Genomic DNA, 14,687 nt, shown 5'->3' on the forward strand with positions numbered 1-14,687 from the left:
GACCATGGCCGCACGGCCCAGTCCAGCCGCTCGCACGGCGGAGAAGCAGCGCGATATCCAGGGTGAGGTCGCCGAGGCCGATGCCAGGGACAAGGCGAAAAAGCCTTCCAAGCCGAAGGCGATGCAGGCCGGTGCGCGGATGTATCCGGTGCCGCCGTTTCCCAAGCAGCATCAGCCCAAACCCGGTACCGAATACAAGCTCGACCCCGCACCGCTTTATGATGCACCCTATTACAAGGGCTCCGGCAAGCTTGAAGGCAAGGTCGCGTTGATTACCGGTGGCGACAGCGGCATCGGCCGTGCTGTTGCGGTGCTGTTTGCTCGCGAGGGTGCCGATGTCGCGATCCTGCATCTGGCAGAAGGCAAGGATGCCGACGATACGGTGAAGGCGATCGAGGCGGAAGGACGAAAGGCCATGACATTCCCCGGCGACGTGAAAGACCGGGCGTTTTGCCAGAAGGCGGTTGCCGCTGTCGTCGAAGTGTTTGGAAAGCTCGATATTCTCGTCAACAACGCGGCTTTCCAGGTTCACACCGCTGATCTGCTTGACCTGACGGAAGAGCATTTCGACGAAACGCTGAAGACCAATCTCTACGGCTATTTCTTCATGGCGCGGGCAGCAGTGCCGCACATGAAAGAGGGGAGTGCGATCGTCAATACCGGATCGGTCACCGGTATTCAGGGCAGCAAGCAGCTGGTCGACTACTCGATGACCAAGGGTGGCATTCATGCCTTTACCAAGGCACTGTCCGGCCAGCTCATCGATAAAGGCATTCGCGTCAACGCCGTCGCTCCCGGTCCCGTGTGGACGCCGCTCAATCCTTCCGACAAGGAGGCAGACGATGTCGCCACCTTCGGTGCCGATACGCCGATGAAACGGCCGGCGCAGCCGGAAGAAATTGCCCCGGCTTACGTCTTCCTCGCATCGCCGCAATGCTCCAGCTATATCACCGGCGAAGTGTTGCCGATCATCGGCGGATATTGAGCGTTGTTGATTAGGAGTTGCCGCTACGGGCAACCATAGACAGTATGGTCTGGCAAAGTTCTTCTTCGGCCTGACCGGCGGTGATGTCGCCGGTCACAGCGGCATAGGAGAGGGCTTCGGCGGCCCCGAGCATCGCCCAGAGCCCGGCTGACGCGATCGTGCCGGTACCGGCGAAGGGGGCAAGTGCGGTTCGGCATTTTTGCGTGAAGGCTGTCTCGTAGTCGCGCTTTATCTTTTCCAGTTCCGGTGAGCCGGCCAAAGCTGCGCTGACGCCGGGGATTTCGCGGCCCTGCAGAAAAACGCATTCGATATAGGACGATGCAATCACCCTTGCCCTGCCGGCAAGGGTCGGCTCGCTGTCCTCAAGCGCCTTGTCCATCAGCGCCGTCTGGCGCGTGTCGTATTCGCGGTAGAGCATCGCCAGCAGTCCCGGCCGCGTGTTGAAATGGTCGTAAACCACGGGCTTCGTCACGCCCGCCTGCTCGGCAAGGTAGCCAAGCGTCAGCGCCTCCGTCCCCTCCGTGCGGACCACCCGCCATGCGACATCGAGCAGCTGGCGAAGCCGTTCCTCGCGCGACAGGCGGCGGCGGGTGGACGAGATTTGATCGGTGTTTTCCATGCTTGACATCGCTATATACTAAAGGTAACTTACTAAAAGTATATAAGCTGCGGCTCTCATCCGCAATAGCCAGGCAGGAGTTTTCGACATGCACGCACTCATCGTTGTCGCCCATCCCGATCAGGGTTCGCTCACCCATAGCGTCGCGCGGCATCTGGCGGAGGGGGTAGCCCAGCCGGGAGAGGGGCATTCCTTCGAAATCGCCGATCTGTCGGACGAAGGCTTTAAGCCGGAGTTCACGTTGACCGACCTTGCGGTTCATCGCAGGGATGTGCCGATTCCGGCGGATATTGCCACTGAACAGGCGCGGATCGACCGTGCCGATGCGCTGGTGCTGGTCTTTCCCGTCCATTGGTGGTCGATGCCGGCCCTGCTGAAGGGATGGGTCGATCGGGTGTTTTCCAATGGCTGGGCCTATGACGAAGGCCCGGATATCAAGTCTGTGAAAAAACTGCGCCACCTCAAAGTCCATCTTGTCGGCCTCGGCGGCGCCAGTGCATCGACCTATGAGCGGCGCGGCTATCGCGATGCGATGAAGACGCAGATCGATCATGGCATCTTTGATTATTGCGGTGCCCGCGTAGTGACGTCCGAACTCCTGCTCGGGTCGGAAGCCGCGGAGGTGGCCTTGCATCTGGTGACCGCCCGCAGCATTGGCCAAGACCTCTTCACGACCCGGCCAGACCAGGTGACCCAGGCCGCCTGACGGCGTAAAAATCGCTCGCGATGGAAAAATAGGGCTTTACCTCAACAGCGCTTGAGGTTGTAACAGTCACGCTTTCTTACTGGAGACGGAAGCATGACGACTGACAATATCCCTTACACAGAAGAGCCGATGAGCGGTGCTGAGACGGAACTGGCAGGCGGATGGGGCGAGCTGATGCGGCCGCGATATCTCGTGTCGACGATCACGCTCTGCCTCGGCGTCGCCCTGTTCGCCTTCAACGAGTTCTTCATCTCCACGGCCTTGCCGACGGCGGTCGAAGAGTTCGGCGGTGCGTCCCTTTTGTCCTGGGCCTTCACCCTCTATCTGGTCTTCGCCATCATCGGTGGCCTCGTTTCTGCCAATCTCAAGCAGCGGTTCGGCGCCAGAAACACGCTGCTTGCCGCCGCCGTCGTCTTCATCGCCGGCACGATACTTGCGACCTTCGCCACCGATATGTCCCAAGTCTTGGCTGGGCGGCTGCTGCAGGGGGCGGGCGAGGGCGTTGTCGCAGCCCTGTGCTATGCGCTGATCCCCGAGCTTTTCCCCTCGCGTCTTGTGCCGAAAGTGTTCGGCGCCGAAGCAATTGTCTGGGCCATGGCGGCGTTTTCCGGGCCGCTGGTTGCGGGTGGATTGACCGAGCATTTCTCCTGGCGCGCCGCCTTCTTCGTCAGCATTCCCGCTGCCGCAATCTTCATCATCCTCGTTCTCGCCATCGTTCCACGCGGCGTGTCCGGCTCGGGGCAGGCATCAACCATTCCTTTCGCGCGCCTGATTGCGGCCGGGGCGGGCATCCTGATGATTTCGCTGTCCGGTATTGCCGGTGGCACCCTGCCGATGGCCGCATTGTTGATCGGCGCGGCGGTGGTTCTGGTAACTGTCGTTTACCTCGACCGGCGCTCGCCGAACCCGGTCCTGCCAAGGGCGGCCTTTAGCGCCCGTAAAGCGCTGGGAACGGGATTGTGGGTGATCCTGCTGATGCCGCTGGCGCAGGCGGCGGGCTCGGTCTTCCTCGTCTATAGCCTGCAGCATCTCTGGCATCTCGGGCCGACCGCAGCCGGTGCGCTCAGCGCCGTCATGGCGATTTCCTGGAGCTTGAGTGCGATCGGCGTGGCGAGCCTGCGATCACTGGCATTGCGCAACCGGATCATGCTGCTTGGCCCGGTGTTGCTGCTGATCGGGCTTGCCTCGGTGGTGATCGCTATCGCCACAGACATGCTCTGGCTCGTGCTGCCGGGACAGGCGATGATCGGTGCCGGGTTCGGAATATCCTGGGGCACGCTCAGCCAGCTGATGATGGACGTCTCCACCGACGACGAACGCGACCGGACCTCGGCCATGTTGCCGACCCTGCAATCGGCCGGCTACGCGATCGGCGCCGCAGTTTTCGGTCTTGTTGCCAATGTCATGGGGTTTGGCGCGGCCGCGTCCGTTGAAACCATGCGCCACGCCATGCTCCTGGTCTTCGGCAGCGGATGCGTGATCGCCGCCGTATCGGTTTTCTTCGCAATGCGGACGGCCGGGCTGGCGCGTACCCAGCATGCGGCTTGATTTTGAAGAACGAAAGAGCGGCGCCCTGTCTGGGCGCCGTCAGGCTGCTTCGTTCAACGTCTTTGGTGACAGATGCTGGCGGGCGTCAAGCACTTCCATGCCGACAATATGGCCGTGTTCATCGTAATCCATGATGATGCCGGCAGAAATCTCTTCGCTTTCCAGAATTGTCTCGCTGGAGAAACGGATATAGGCCGCGTTTGCCGCCGCATCATATTCGATCACGGGTTTCATGCTGGCTTTATGGCTCCACGGTCCAGAAATGCCGATATTATACGGATTTCAAAGTCGTCTCCAACGCAAGCGACGCGCCGCCCGCCGCGCTGAGGAATAACGCCGAAGCGTCTTTCCACCGCCGGATCTCCCGGATCCGGCGCCGTCCAAAGGGGAGCACGAGAGACAGTCTCCACCTATCTTGCATCAAGCCCACGCTCCCGCATCACTGTTAAAGCATGTGCGGAAAAGCGTAGGGGCTTTTGCATATCGCCTCAGAAATAGCTCTGCAGCGTGCGCACTTCCAGGCTTCCGGCCTTCAAGGCCTTGATCGCCCGGGCTGCCGCTTCGGCACCGGCCATCGTCGTGTAGTACGGCACCTTCTGCATCAGCGTCGCGCGGCGCAGCGATTTACTGTCCGAGATCGCCTTGGAGCTATCCGTCGTGTTGATGACGAGATGGACCTGGCGGTTGCGGATGGCGTCCTCAATATGCGGACGGCCTTCCTGGACCTTGTTGATCTTGGTGGCGGTGATGCCGTTTTCGCCGAGGAAACGGGCAGTGCCGCCGGTTGCCAGCACCTTGAAACCGATTTCGGTCAAGTGACGGATGGCCGGCAGGACGCGTTCCTTGTCCTCGTCGCGGACCGACACAAATACCGTGCCTTCGCGCGGCAGATCGACGCCGGCGCCAAGCTGGGCCTTGGCAAAGGCGAGCGCGAAATCGGTATCGAGGCCGATGACTTCACCGGTCGAGCGCATTTCCGGGCCGAGCAGGATATCGACGCCGGGGAAACGGGCAAACGGGAAGACGGCTTCCTTGACGGCGATATGGTTGAGGTTGCGCGGATCCGGCTTCTTGCCATAGGCGGCAATCGCGTCGTCGAGCTTTTCGCCGGCCATGATGCGGGCGGCGATCTTGGCGATCGGCGCGCCGATGGTCTTGGCGACGAAGGGCACGGTGCGCGAGGCGCGCGGGTTGACTTCGAGCACGTAGATCGTGCCGTCCTTGATGGCGAACTGCACGTTCATCAGGCCCCCGACCTTCAAGGCCTTCGCCATCGCCTTGGTCTGGCGCTCCAGTTCGTCGACGATCTCGTCGGACAGCGTGTAGACCGGCAGCGAGCAGGCGCTATCGCCCGAGTGAATGCCGGCTTCCTCGATATGCTCCATGATGCCGGAAACGAAGACGGTCTCGCCATCCGAAAGCGCATCGACATCGACCTCGACGGCATTGGTCAGGTAGCTGTCGAACAGAAGCGGGTTCTTGCCGAGCAGGGTGTTGATCTGGCCGGTCTTGTCATTGGGGTAACGCTGCTTGATGTCTTCCGGCACGAGGCCCGGAACCGTGTCGAGCAGGTAGGTCTGCAGCATCGATTCGGAATGGATGATCTGCATGGCGCGGCCACCGAGAACATAGGACGGGCGCACGACCAGCGGGAAGCCGATTTCACTTGCCACGAGGCGGGCCTGTTCGACCGAATAGGCGATGCCGTTGTTCGGTTGGTTGAGGTCGAGCTTCATCAGAAGCTTCTGGAACCGGTCGCGGTCCTCGGCCAGATCGATCATGTCCGGTGCCGTACCAAGGATCGGGATACCGTTCTTTTCCAGCGCTTCGGCAAGCTTCAGCGGCGTCTGGCCGCCGAACTGGACGATGACGCCGTGCAGCACGCCGTTTTCCTGTTCGGCGCGCAGGATTTCGATCACGTCTTCAGCCGTCAGCGGCTCGAAATAGAGCCGGTCCGACGTATCGTAGTCGGTCGATACTGTTTCCGGGTTGCAGTTGATCATGATCGCTTCATAGCCGGCATCCTTCAGTGCGAAGGCGGCATGGCAGCAGCAATAGTCGAACTCGATGCCCTGGCCGATGCGGTTCGGGCCACCGCCGAGGATGACGACCTTCTTGCGGTCGGAAACCTGCGCTTCCGAGCGTGCAGCGCCATCAAACGGCGTCTCGTAGGTCGAGTACATGTAGGCGGTCGGCGAGGCGAATTCGGCAGCGCAGGTATCGATGCGCTTATAGACCGGACGCACGTTCAGCCGGTTGCGCAGCTCGGCGACTTCCTTCGGGCGGCTCTTCGACAATGTCGCAAGGCGGGCATCGGAAAAGCCCATGGCCTTCAGCATGCGCAGGTTTTCGGCGTCATCCGGCAGGCCGTGCTCGCGCACCCGGGCTTCCATGTCGACGATCGCCTTGAACTGGGCGATGAACCACGGATCGATCTTCGAGCCGTCGTGAACATCTGCTTCCGACATGCCCATGCGCAGCGCCTGGGCAACCATGCGTAGCCGGTCCGGTGTCGGCGTGCCGATGGCGGCGCGGATGGCATTGTGGTTGTCGCCGGTGTCTTCGAGCCCGGGGATTTCGATTTCGTCGAGACCGGTGAGGCCGGTTTCGAGGCCGCGCAGCGCCTTCTGCAGCGATTCGGCAAAGGTGCGGCCGATCGCCATGACTTCGCCGACGGACTTCATCGCCGTCGTCAGCGTCGTGCCGGCGCCGGGGAATTTTTCAAAGGCAAAGCGCGGGATTTTGGTGACGACATAATCGATCGACGGTTCGAACGAGGCCGGCGTCGCACCGCCGGTAATATCATTGTCGAGTTCGTCGAGCGTGTAACCGACCGCGAGCTTGGCGGCGATCTTGGCGATCGGGAAGCCGGTGGCCTTCGACGCGAGAGCAGACGAGCGCGACACGCGCGGGTTCATTTCGATGACGACCAGGCGGCCGTCCTTCGGGTTGACGGCGAACTGAACGTTCGAGCCGCCGGTCTCGACGCCGATCTCGCGCAGTACCGCGATCGAGGCGTTGCGCATGATCTGGTATTCTTTGTCGGTCAGCGTCAGGGCAGGGGCAACGGTGATCGAGTCACCGGTGTGCACGCCCATCGGGTCGATGTTTTCGATCGAGCAGATGATGATGCAGTTGTCCGCCGTGTCGCGGACCACTTCCATCTCGTATTCCTTCCAGCCGAGCACCGATTCTTCGATCAATACTTCGGTGGTCGGTGAGGCATCGAGGCCGGAACCGATGATCTCGAAGAATTCCGAACGGTTATAGGCAATGCCGCCGCCGGTGCCGCCCATGGTGAAGGACGGACGAATGATGGCCGGGAGACCAATGGTGTCGAGCGCCTGCGCGCCGATCGCCATGGCATGGCTCATGTAACGCTGCTTGCGGTCGGTCTCGCCGAGGTTCCAGGTGTTTTCCAGATCATCGAGCGCCTTGTCGAGGTCAGCGCCGGAAAGCTGCGCCTTCAGCTTGTCGCGCTCGGCGACGTGCAGCTTGCGATCGACATCCTTGATCTCGGTTGCGTTGGCGAGCAGCGATTTCGGGGTTTCGAGCCCAATGCGCGACATCGCCTCGCGAAACAGCGCGCGGTCCTCGGCCATGTCGATGGCTTCCGGCTTGGCGCCGATCATCTCGACATTGTAGCGGTCGAGAACGCCCATGCGCTTCAGCGAGAGCGCCGTGTTCAGTGCCGTCTGGCCGCCCATGGTCGGCAGAAGCGCGTCCGGACGTTCCTTGGCGATGATCTTGGCGACCACTTCCGGCGTGATCGGCTCGACATAGGTCGCATCGGCCATGTCCGGGTCGGTCATGATGGTGGCCGGGTTGGAGTTGACCAGGATGACCCGGTACCCCTCTTCCTTCAGCGCCTTGCAGGCCTGTGTGCCGGAATAATCGAACTCGCAGGCCTGTCCAATGACGATCGGCCCCGCACCGATGATGAGGATCGATTTGATGTCTTGGCGCTTTGGCATGGTCTCTATCCGCTTTTTCCGGCTGCGCAAAAAACCGGCCAGGGTGGGAGATCACCGGTCGGGGGCGCAGGCTTGGTCTTTTCAGGCTAGAAGCGGCTTATAGGGAAATGTGGCGCCAAGCGAAACCCCGAAAATTGTGGAATCGACAGGAAATATGGCCGCCCGGGGCGCGTTTACGCGTTGCCCCGGCATGCAGGACAAAAAGCGCTCTTGGAAAAATGCTGATGCCGCTTCCAGAAGCAGGTCACGGCAGGCTGTTTGCACAGTCGATGATGGTCTCCGCTACCGGCCGTGGGGAGAATCCAAGCTGCCGGCGCGCCTTTTCCGATGTCAGTTGAAACTTGCGCCCGATCAGCGGCGCCAGCGTTTTCAGGCGCGGCATGAACGGCAATAGCAGCTTGACGGCGAAATTGGGCAGTTGCCGGGTCGGGACCTTGGTTGCGCGGTGGCCAAGGTCGGTGCGCAGCGTGGCGGCGATCTCCCGCATCCAGAGGAAATCACCGGCCGCAATGAAGCGCTGCCCGGCTGCTGCCGGCGATGTCATGGCCTGGACATGCAGCTCGGCAAGGTCGCGCACATCGACAATCCAGAATCCGAGTTGCGGCATCGCGGCGGGATTGCCCTGCAGCAAGCGCTGGATGATGTCGACGGAACCCAGATTTTCCCGCATCAGAATAGGCCCGAACACCGCGCCGGGAAGCACGGTGGTGAGTTCGGCCGGCCCATCGACTGTTGCCATGAAATCCCAGGCGGCGCGTTCGGCCCGGATTTTCGACACCCGGTAGGCATCGAACTGTGGATCGTCCGGATCCGCCCAGACTGTCTCGTCGCTCACTTTGCCAGATGCGAGCGGCGGGCGGGCGGTTGCCGCCGCCGATGTCATTACCACCCGTTTGACACCGGCTTTTGTCGCGGCCCGCAACACCCGCAGCGTGCCGTCGTGCGCCGGTGCGGTCAGCGAATTGCGGCCTTTTTCAGCGCCGGTGCCGAGCGGCGAGGCAACGTGAAGCACGTAGTTGCAGCCTGCCATCGCCGCATCCCAACCATCGTCGCTGGTAAGATCGGCTGCACAGAAGCCGAGCCTGGTGCCCGCATCGGTTTGTGACGCGACGGCAGACCGTACGGCTGGTTCCCTGGACAAAGTCCGCAGCGTGGTGCGGACAGTGTAGCCGCGCTCCAACAGATTGACGATGCACCAGCCGGCAACGAAGCCGGTTCCACCCGTCACCAGAACTGTTTCGGTCATGAGATTTCCTTTGATATTTTGAACGGCTGCGCGTCAGGCGGCCGTGCCGGAAACCACCTGATGATGGCGGGTGATTTCGAACGGCTGGCGCCGTGTGATGCGGTAGACGGCGGCTGGCGGCAGATTGCGCACGGTGCCGCCGATCCGCACCGCCTTCAGTCCGAGACGGTCGAGGATCGGCCGCGGCACCGGGCAACGTGGACCATAGGTGAACTGGTAAAAACTTCCCGTCGGCCGGATGTAGCAGAAGGCCCCGGACAGGATGCCGATGATCTTGCGCGGCGGCATCGACAGCAGCGGCAGGCCGCTGACGACGGCGGCAACCATTGCGCCGGGAAACAGGTCCCGGCCGGCAAGCTGGGCCGCATCCATGGTGAGCACGCGCGCCTGCGGAAACCGGTTGCGCAGCATCTCGGCAAAATCAGCCCCGAACTCGACCAGGGTCAGATCGGCTTCCGCAACTCCACGCGAAAGAAGGGTACGGGTAAAGACGCCGGTCCCAGGCCCCAGCTCGAGAACGGGGCCATCCGCAGCCCGGATTTCCTTGGTCATCACCTGCGCCAGCGACACACTGGACGGTGCCACTGCCGCGACCCGCAGCGGGTTGGCGATCCACGCGCGGAAGAACTGGAGATATTCGGAATATGCGCAGGTTGCCGTCACGTTTCGTCTCCGTTTTAGGGCGTTTGACCCACCAATCCGGCGGGCGTTGTTATCTTATATCTTCATTTGTATACTTGTTTGAAGCGTAAAAGTCTACAGGTGTATATAAATGGATAAAGTGACCAAGGATGCGGCTGTTCCTGCCCGCCGCCGCAATGCCGCCGTAACCCGCGATGCCATCCTCGCTTCGGCGCGCAAGGCGTTCGCGCAATCGGGTTATGATGGCGCGGGTGTCCGCGAAATCGCCGCCGGGGCAGGGGTGACGGCCATGCTGGTCAACCGCTATTTCGGTTCGAAGGAGCAATTGTTCGCCGAGGTGCTTGCCGCCACGGCCGCATCGCCAACCATTCTGACACCGGAGAACCTGAAGTCGCCGGCGCTTGGTCACACCATAGCTTCCGTGCTGATGGACATTACCAAGGCGGGCGATACGCCGCTTGAGGGCTTTCTGATCATGCTGCACTCGGCGTCGAGCAAGCGTGCCTCGGAACTCGGCCGGGCGCAGATCGAAAGCGGCCATCAGAAGACGATGACGGCGGCGCTTGGCGGCGAACTGGCGCCGCAGCGTGCCGCCCTGATCCTGTCGCTGGTGGCGGGCGTTCAGGTCATGCGCCAGATGATCGGATTGTCGGCCCTTGCCGAAGCCGATCCGAAAGATCTGGTTAAAATCCTTGGGCCATTGTTCCAGGCGCTGATCGATGGGGCTGCCAAGCCGGATTGACGGCCTATGCCGCCGGATCATCCGCGTCAGGCGGCCTTGATCAGGGGCCTGCGTATCTTTGCCTCAACCGGCTCGGCCCGCCCGCTGGCGCTCTCTTCCCACCAATCGCCGAGCGCATCGATCAGCGGCACGAGCGCGTGGCCTGAAGCCGTCAGGTCGTAATCGACACGCAGCGGATATCCGGAAAAGGCGGTGCGCCTGACGATGCCGGCTTTTTCCAGCTTGCGCAGTTCCAGCGCAAGCATCCGGTGCGACAGTGTCGGGTTGTCGCGCTGCAGATCGCTGAAACGCTTGGTGCCGTTCTTCAGATAGTAGAGCAGCAGTGTCGGCCAGCGGCCGCTCAACACGCGCATGGTCTCTTCGATCGGGCATTGGGAGACGACGTCTTTCATCGGGCGGTCCTGGTTACAAAAGAGTGCGTAATTTACATGGGGGCACCAATGGTTAGGGTCAACCATCGCTGCGCAGCGCCACCATCAACATCAAGGAGAGACACGAAAAATGGAACCTATTCTCCTTCACGGCTTCCCGCTCGGAAGCTCGATGGGGCTTGTCGCCGCGTTCGAAAAGGTTGGCCAGCCCTACCGCCTCTGCCGCGTCGACATGCTCAGCGAGATGAAGAACGAAGCCTATGCCCGCCTGAACGGCCGCCAGGAAACCCCCGTTCTGATCACCGACAAAGGCGCTGTCCTCACCGAAACCATGGCGATTGCCGGCTGGCTTTCGGCCCGCGATACCCAACACCGCATCAGCTTTGATCCCCTTACGCCGGAGGCCGACCGGATGCTGCAGCTGATGGCCTTCGTCAATACCGGCTTCACCAGTGCCTTCGGGCCGCTCTGGGTAGCACTTGAGTCAGAAGGCGAGACGCCGGAGACACTGGCGTTTCTTAGCGATTTCGGCCGCAAATCCGTTGTGGAGCGCCATGAAAAGCTCGAGGCGATGATCGGCGATACGCCGTTTCTGGCCGGTGACCGCCTCAGCTTGGCGGATACGACGCTGATTGGCGTGGCGCGTTGGGCGGAGTTTCATCAGGCCATCGATGCCAAGGCCTATCCAAAACTTCAAGCGCTACGCCGCCGGATCGAAGCCGAGCCTGTGGTGCACTATGCGCTTGCGGTCGAGGACGGTGAAGCACCAGCCGGATCCGGTGCTTGCCTCGGGCATATCCCGCTGGCCGACGTAATCAAGCGTTTCGCTGCCTGATACGACGATGCATCGCCGCCGCAAGATATCCCGCGCACCTCTGGCGCTTGGATTTTGCGGCGGTTCGATATGAAAGGCGACTCCTCTTGAAATAGGGTGTAGGAAATATCCGGACACGACGCTGCCTCGCCAGAGGTGCAGCCTGCAAGTCCGGAACGGCGCGACCCAGATGATCAATTTTCAGAATCTCGAAGATGCCGAAACGCTTGCCCAGGCGATCGTCAATACGATCCATGATCCGCTTCTGGTGCTCGATAAACGCTTCCATGTGCTCGCCGCCAGCCGCTCCTTCTATGAGACATTCAAGGTAAAGGCCGAGGATACCTATGGCCGGCTGCTCTACACGCTTGGCGATGGCCAATGGGATATACCGGCGTTGCGTCTGCTGTTGGAAACGATCATCCCGGCGCAAACGGCCATGGATGGCTTCGAGGTTGAGCATGATTTCCCCGGTCTCGGCCGCAGGATCATGCTGCTCAACGCCCGCCAGGTGGTTTACGGCGAAGGCTCCGGCACGACAATCCTGCTGGCTTTCACAGACATCAGCGCCCGCCGCGCCATCGAGCGCGAAAAGGAAATCCTGCATGAGCGCACGGAGGACCTGCTTCACCAGAAAGGCGTGCTGCTGGAGGAAATGCAGCACCGTGTCGCCAACAGCCTGCAGATCATTGCCAGCATTCTTCTGCTGAAGGCGCGAGCGGTAACGTCGGAGGAAACCCGCCGCGATTTGCAGGATGCGCATCAACGGGTGATGTCGGTCGCCGAGGTGCAACGCCACCTGCATGTGACCGGCGGTATCGACCAGATCGAGGTTGGTTCCTATCTCGAAAAGCTCTGCGGCAGCCTGTCGTCGTCGATGACGGGCGAGAGCCAGCCGATCGATATCAAGGTGCTGGCGCAGAATGGCCGGATCGGCTCGGACCAGGCCGTCAGCCTCGGGCTGATCGTCACCGAACTGGTCATCAACGCCATCAAATATGCCTTTCCCATCCTCAAAGACGAGGCGTCGATATCGGTTTCCTACGAGGTCAACGGCGCCGATTGGAAACTGGTCGTTTCGGACAACGGCGTCGGAAAAGATATTCTTTCTGTGCCCAAACCGGGCGGCGGCCTGGGTACGGCAATCGTCCAGGCACTGGTCAAGCAGCTAGCGGCGCAGATTGTGACGACAACCGGCGCCAACGGCACGGCTGTGTCGATCACCCGCGCCACCTTCACCTCACGCCTGCCCGAAGCGGCTTAGAGCAGGCGTCTTCAGTCTCTCTCAGTTCTCGCCGGCAGCCGACTGACGGCCGGTGACACTGTCGATATGAATGGCAAAGAACACCGGCGTGGTGTTTTTGCCGTCGCCTGCAACCGGGCCGGGCTTCAAAGAGCCAGGCTCCCACCAGTTGCCGCGTTTTTCCAGCAGCGACCAGGCGTGGAGCCGCTCATTGTGCCATCGCTCGTCGTCCGGGAACTCTTCATAGCGTCCTTCGACGACGACGCTTCGCCAAGCCTCGTTGTCCTTGATTTCGCCCACCTGGATGCAGACCAGCGGGTTGGCGCGCAGCCAGTCGATTTTCTGCCCTGGCATCGAAAACCCGTAGAGGCTGGGGGATTCAAACGCGTATTGGATCGGCACGACATAAGGCCGATTGTCCTTGGCGCAGGCAAGATGGGCAATGTGGCCCCTGGAGAGGACGTCAACGCAGTCGTCGCTGGTCATCTCTTTCAAGATCATCGGATATGTTCCTTCCGGACATCGATTGCCCATAGGCAATTGTAGCACGGTTCGCATTCCGGTTTTTCGAAATCGGGCTTCAGAGGGCAAACAGCCGCAGTCAGATGTCGTATGTCGGCCCCTGAAAGCTTTACCCGCCCGTTGCCACCACCAGCACCTTCACTTCTCCCTTGGCCGGCGGATTGCGGATCACTTCCGGCGCTTCCTCCAGCGTGATTGTTCGCGAGATCAGCTTTTCCACATTGATGACGCCGGATGCGACCAGATCGGCGGCGCGGCGGTGGGTGAAGGGGTTGATGAAGGAGCCGAGCACCCGTAACTCGCGAAAGAGAATGTCGAACGGCTCGATCCTGACCGTTTCGCCCTGCGCCATCACGCCGAGGATGACGACGGTACCACCGGCTTTTGCAAGCCGGGTGGATTGCTCGACCGTCGCTGCGACACCGGCGCATTCGATCACCACATCAACGCCGCCCGGAACAAGCCCGCCCGGCCCGGTGATGGCTTCGATGAGATCACCTTCCGAAGGATCGACGCTGGCGGTCGCCCCCAGTTCTTCGGCGAGTTTCCGTTTGGCTTCCTGCCGGCTCGAGAGGATGACAGTGGTCGCACCCGCTAGCCGCGCCAGTTGCACCGTCAACAAGCCGATCACACCGCCGCCGAGCACGACGACGGAAGAGCCTGCCTTGATCCCGGCGATGTCGATGCCATGCAGGCAGCAGGCCAGCGGTTCGCAAAAGGCACCGTGCGCTGCGGGCATGTCGAGCGAGATCTCGAAAGCCTGTTTCTGCGGCACGATGACATAGTCGGCAAAGCCGCCGTCGCGGCTGATGCCGATGGCCTTCAGGTTGCGGCAGAGATTGACCCGGCCGGCCTGGCATTGCGGGCAGCGGCCGCAGGAAATATTCGGGTCGCCGGTGATGCGGGCGCCGGGTTTAAAGCCCTTCACGTCAGCGCCCATGGCTTCGATAATGCCGCAGAATTCATGGCCGAGGGTGACGGGTGGCGTCGAGGGAAACTCGCCGTGCAGGAGATGCCGGTCGGTGCCGCAGATGCCGCAGGCCTCGACCCGCACCAGGAGGTCGTCCGGCCCCGGAACGGGCGTCTCGATCTCGCGCACAATCAGATTGCCGATCGATTCCAGACGCATGGCTTTCATAGGCTCGTTCCTCCCAAAACAATGGCGGCCATACTGGCATGGGCCGTCACCGGCTGCCAACGGCTGGGTTGAATTTTAGCGCGTGAAAAACTTTGTCGTTTTGGTCTTGTACAAAATCCCGTCTGGCGCGTTATATG

At 61.4% G+C, this 14,687-nt stretch carries 14 protein-coding genes; 6 read left to right on the top strand and 8 right to left on the bottom strand.

What is annotated here, in order from left to right:
• Positions 1-4 precede the first annotated feature (4 nt).
• Positions 5-985 carry an SDR family oxidoreductase gene (locus ACP7E0_RS01150; protein ID WP_426122413.1) on the top strand — a complete coding sequence of 327 codons (981 nt, stop codon included), beginning with the start codon at positions 5-7 and terminating at the stop codon, positions 983-985.
• Positions 986-995: 10 nt separating this feature from the next.
• On the opposite strand, the gene ACP7E0_RS01155 is transcribed toward ACP7E0_RS01150, so the two are convergent.
• Entirely contained in the window at positions 996-1,613 is a 618-nt protein-coding gene (locus tag ACP7E0_RS01155) for a TetR/AcrR family transcriptional regulator (protein ID WP_426122414.1), read from the bottom strand.
• 79 nt (positions 1,614-1,692) lie between these two features.
• Between ACP7E0_RS01155 and ACP7E0_RS01160 the strand changes: the two genes are divergently transcribed.
• Positions 1,693-2,310 (top strand): NAD(P)H-dependent oxidoreductase, encoded by a 618-nt coding sequence (locus ACP7E0_RS01160; RefSeq protein ID WP_426122415.1) that lies wholly within the window; start codon positions 1,693-1,695, stop codon positions 2,308-2,310.
• 93 nt (positions 2,311-2,403) lie between these two features.
• The gene (locus ACP7E0_RS01165) at positions 2,404-3,858 is read left to right on the top strand and encodes an MFS transporter (RefSeq protein ID WP_426122416.1); all 1,455 of its coding nucleotides are present in this window, start codon (positions 2,404-2,406) and stop codon (positions 3,856-3,858) included.
• A 39-nt stretch (positions 3,859-3,897) separates the two neighbouring features.
• Here ACP7E0_RS01165 and ACP7E0_RS01170 read toward each other — a convergent pair whose 3' ends face one another.
• From ACP7E0_RS01170 to ACP7E0_RS01185, 4 genes are all read right to left on the bottom strand, one after another.
• A complete protein-coding gene (locus ACP7E0_RS01170) occupies positions 3,898-4,092 on the bottom strand; it encodes a DUF2283 domain-containing protein (RefSeq protein WP_276120748.1) in 195 nt (64 codons plus the stop codon).
• A gap of 254 nt (positions 4,093-4,346) precedes the next feature.
• Entirely contained in the window at positions 4,347-7,832 is a 3,486-nt protein-coding gene (carB, locus tag ACP7E0_RS01175) for a carbamoyl-phosphate synthase large subunit (RefSeq protein WP_426122417.1), read from the bottom strand.
• Between the two features lie 244 nt (positions 7,833-8,076).
• Complete coding sequence (locus ACP7E0_RS01180; RefSeq protein WP_426122419.1) at positions 8,077-9,078, bottom strand: NAD-dependent epimerase/dehydratase family protein; 1,002 nt, start codon at positions 9,076-9,078, stop codon at positions 8,077-8,079.
• 33 nt (positions 9,079-9,111) lie between these two features.
• Positions 9,112-9,741, bottom strand: coding sequence for a class I SAM-dependent methyltransferase (locus tag ACP7E0_RS01185; RefSeq protein WP_426122420.1), 630 nt, complete (start codon positions 9,739-9,741; stop codon positions 9,112-9,114).
• 109 nt (positions 9,742-9,850) lie between these two features.
• On the opposite strand from ACP7E0_RS01185, the gene ACP7E0_RS01190 reads away from it, so the two are divergent.
• The gene (locus tag ACP7E0_RS01190; protein WP_426122421.1) at positions 9,851-10,462 is read left to right on the top strand and encodes a TetR/AcrR family transcriptional regulator; all 612 of its coding nucleotides are present in this window, start codon (positions 9,851-9,853) and stop codon (positions 10,460-10,462) included.
• 26 nt (positions 10,463-10,488) lie between these two features.
• Here the strand turns inward: ACP7E0_RS01190 and ACP7E0_RS01195 are convergent, their stop codons facing one another.
• Complete coding sequence (locus ACP7E0_RS01195; RefSeq protein WP_426122424.1) at positions 10,489-10,854, bottom strand: winged helix-turn-helix transcriptional regulator; 366 nt, start codon at positions 10,852-10,854, stop codon at positions 10,489-10,491.
• Positions 10,855-10,963: 109 nt separating this feature from the next.
• Here ACP7E0_RS01195 and ACP7E0_RS01200 point away from each other — a divergent pair, with 109 nt between their 5' ends.
• Both ACP7E0_RS01200 and ACP7E0_RS01205 read left to right on the top strand, forming a co-directional pair.
• Positions 10,964-11,668, top strand: a complete 705-nt coding sequence (locus ACP7E0_RS01200; RefSeq protein ID WP_426122425.1) for a glutathione S-transferase family protein — start codon at positions 10,964-10,966, stop codon at positions 11,666-11,668.
• Between the two features lie 169 nt (positions 11,669-11,837).
• The gene (locus ACP7E0_RS01205; protein ID WP_426122427.1) at positions 11,838-12,911 is read left to right on the top strand and encodes a sensor histidine kinase; all 1,074 of its coding nucleotides are present in this window, start codon (positions 11,838-11,840) and stop codon (positions 12,909-12,911) included.
• A gap of 21 nt (positions 12,912-12,932) precedes the next feature.
• Here the strand turns inward: ACP7E0_RS01205 and ACP7E0_RS01210 are convergent, their stop codons facing one another.
• A complete protein-coding gene (locus ACP7E0_RS01210) occupies positions 12,933-13,391 on the bottom strand; it encodes a pyridoxamine 5'-phosphate oxidase family protein (RefSeq protein ID WP_426122428.1) in 459 nt (152 codons plus the stop codon).
• Between the two features lie 130 nt (positions 13,392-13,521).
• Positions 13,522-14,550 carry a zinc-dependent alcohol dehydrogenase family protein gene (locus ACP7E0_RS01215; protein WP_426122429.1) on the bottom strand — a complete coding sequence of 343 codons (1,029 nt, stop codon included), beginning with the start codon at positions 14,548-14,550 and terminating at the stop codon, positions 13,522-13,524.
• Positions 14,551-14,687: the final 137 nt, after the last annotated feature.

The organism is Pararhizobium sp. PWRC1-1, from assembly GCF_049897905.1.
Taxonomy (GTDB): Bacteria; Pseudomonadota; Alphaproteobacteria; order Rhizobiales; family Rhizobiaceae; genus Pararhizobium.

Coding starts and splice junctions, on each gene's coding strand:
- ACP7E0_RS01215 (WP_426122429.1), bottom strand. CDS start 14,550: ATGAAAGCCATGCGTCTGGAATCGATCGGCAATCTGATTGTGCGCGAG.
- ACP7E0_RS01170 (WP_276120748.1), bottom strand. CDS start 4,092: ATGAAACCCGTGATCGAATATGATGCGGCGGCAAACGCGGCCTATATC.
- ACP7E0_RS01150 (WP_426122413.1), top strand. CDS start 5: ATGGCCGCACGGCCCAGTCCAGCCGCTCGCACGGCGGAGAAGCAGCGC.
- ACP7E0_RS01155 (WP_426122414.1), bottom strand. CDS start 1,613: ATGTCAAGCATGGAAAACACCGATCAAATCTCGTCCACCCGCCGCCGC.
- ACP7E0_RS01190 (WP_426122421.1), top strand. CDS start 9,851: ATGGATAAAGTGACCAAGGATGCGGCTGTTCCTGCCCGCCGCCGCAAT.
- ACP7E0_RS01180 (WP_426122419.1), bottom strand. CDS start 9,078: ATGACCGAAACAGTTCTGGTGACGGGTGGAACCGGCTTCGTTGCCGGC.
- ACP7E0_RS01165 (WP_426122416.1), top strand. CDS start 2,404: ATGACGACTGACAATATCCCTTACACAGAAGAGCCGATGAGCGGTGCT.
- ACP7E0_RS01210 (WP_426122428.1), bottom strand. CDS start 13,391: ATGATCTTGAAAGAGATGACCAGCGACGACTGCGTTGACGTCCTCTCC.
- ACP7E0_RS01195 (WP_426122424.1), bottom strand. CDS start 10,854: ATGAAAGACGTCGTCTCCCAATGCCCGATCGAAGAGACCATGCGCGTG.
- ACP7E0_RS01200 (WP_426122425.1), top strand. CDS start 10,964: ATGGAACCTATTCTCCTTCACGGCTTCCCGCTCGGAAGCTCGATGGGG.
- carB (WP_426122417.1), bottom strand. CDS start 7,832: ATGCCAAAGCGCCAAGACATCAAATCGATCCTCATCATCGGTGCGGGG.
- ACP7E0_RS01160 (WP_426122415.1), top strand. CDS start 1,693: ATGCACGCACTCATCGTTGTCGCCCATCCCGATCAGGGTTCGCTCACC.
- ACP7E0_RS01205 (WP_426122427.1), top strand. CDS start 11,838: ATGATCAATTTTCAGAATCTCGAAGATGCCGAAACGCTTGCCCAGGCG.